The organism is Streptomyces sp. ActVer (assembly GCF_027270795.1).
Taxonomy (GTDB): domain Bacteria; phylum Actinomycetota; class Actinomycetes; order Streptomycetales; family Streptomycetaceae; genus Streptomyces; species Streptomyces umbrinus_A.
Map to the genome: position 1 here is coordinate 1 of NZ_JAPWHT010000833.1, position 1,892 is coordinate 1,892.

2 protein-coding genes are annotated in these 1,892 nt (G+C 72.0%); both read left to right on the plus strand.

The features are described 5' to 3' along the window. Positions 1-944: MMPL family transporter (locus O3Q52_RS52575; RefSeq protein WP_269655467.1), on the plus strand; the 944-nt coding region annotated here is incomplete at its 5' end. A gap of 129 nt (positions 945-1,073) precedes the next feature. Further along, a partial coding sequence (locus O3Q52_RS52580) for a sensor histidine kinase (protein WP_269655468.1) occupies positions 1,074-1,892 on the plus strand: 819 nt, incomplete at its 3' end.

The following is a 1,892-nucleotide window of genomic DNA, read 5'->3' on the forward strand; positions in this document are numbered from 1 at the left end:
CCGAGGGAGCCGACGACCCCGAGGCCGCGGTGTCGGAGATCTCCGGGAGGCTCGCAGGCACGAAGGGAGTCGTGTCCGTCTCTCCCGCCCGCTTCAACAAGGCGCAGGACACCGCGGTGCTGTCCGTCACGCCGTCCACGGCGCCCGCCGACGAGCGGACGAAGGACCTCGTCCACACCATCCGCGAGGAGCGTCCCGCGACCGAGTCCGCCGCCGGCGCGACCTTCGAGGTCACCGGCACCACCGCGCTGAACATCGACGTCGCGCAGAAACTGCAGGACGCGCTGGTCCCCTACCTCGCGGTCGTGGTCGGCCTGGCCTTCCTCCTCCTGATGCTGGTCTTCCGCTCCGTGCTGGTGCCCCTCAAGGCCGCGCTCGGCTATCTCCTGTCCGTCCTGGCGTCCCTCGGTGCGATCGTCATGGTCTTCCAGCAGGGCCACGGAGCCGGACTGCTCGGCGTCGAGCAGACCGGGCCGATCATGAGCATGATGCCGATCATGCTGGTGGGCATCGTCTTCGGCCTGGCCATGGACTACGAGGTCTTCCTGGTCTCCCGGATGCGCGAGGCGTACGTCCACGGGGAACGGCCGGGCGAGGCCGTCGTCACCGGTTTCCGCCACAGCGCCCGGGTCGTGACGGCTGCCGCGCTGATCATGATGGCGGTGTTCGCCGGCTTCATGACCGGCGGCGAGTCCATGGTCAAGATGGTCGGTTTCGGTCTGGCCAGTGCCGTCCTGTTCGACGCCTTCGTCATCCGCATGGCGTTCGTGCCCGCCGTCCTGGCGCTGCTCGGCAGGGCGGCCTGGTGGCTGCCGCGCCCGCTGGACCGGCTGCTGCCCCGCGTCGATGTGGAGGGCGAGGCGCTCGCCCACCGGGCCGCCGCCCTGCCGGCCCCGGCTCCGGCCTCCTCCGACGGCGATCAGCAGGACCCGGTGCGCGTCTGATCCGCACGCCCGGTGAGGGCCGCCCCTGTCCGACACGGGCGGCCCTCACCGGCCGTGGTCGGCCATGAGCCGGGCTCGTCGTCCACCGCATGGCCGACCATGGGACCAGATCCCCCGACCGGAGGACCCATGCTGACCAGCTGGCGGCGATTCGCCGACCACCACGCCCGCCTCGTCGAGGCGGCGTTTCTGCTGTTGCTCTACGTGGCCACCAGCAGGCAGTACGACAGAGGCGGACCCGGCTGGTGGCCCGGGCTGCTCATCGCGACCGCCGCCTGTCTCTCCCTGCTGTGGCGGCGCGGTCACCCGCGCGCCGTCGTCGCGTTCACCGCGCTGTGCGCCGGCGTCTCCGGCGCTCTGGGCTATCCGATCAATCCCCTGCTGCTGCTTCCGGTCATCGTGGCGCTCTACGAACTGACCGTCCGCACCCCGCAGAAGACCGCGCGCGCCCACTGCCTCGCCGTGATCGCGCTGGTCGTCCTCGCGGCACTGCTCTCCGACCGGAACGACCAGCCCTGGACGGACAAGACGATTCCCACCGCGTTCTGGATCGCGATGCCGGTCGTCCAGGGCTCGGCGGTCCGGGCGCGGCGCGCCTACCTCAACGCCGTCCGCACCCGCGCCGATCACGCCGAACGCACCCGCGAGGAGGAGGCACGCCACCGCGTCGCCGAGGAACGCGTGCGCATCGCCCGCGAGCTGCACGACGTCGTCGCCCATCACATGGCCCTCGCCCACGCCCAGGCCGGAACCGCCGCCCACCTCACCCGCAGCCGCCCCGAGCAGGCGGAGAAGATCCTCACCGACCTGACCGGCACCACCGCCTCGGCACTGCGCGAACTCGAGGCCACCGTCGGCCTCCTGCGCCGGCCCGACGAGCCCGACGACAACTCCCTTGAACCGGCGCCCGGACTCGGCCGTCTCCCCGAGCTGGTCTCCGCGTTCGCC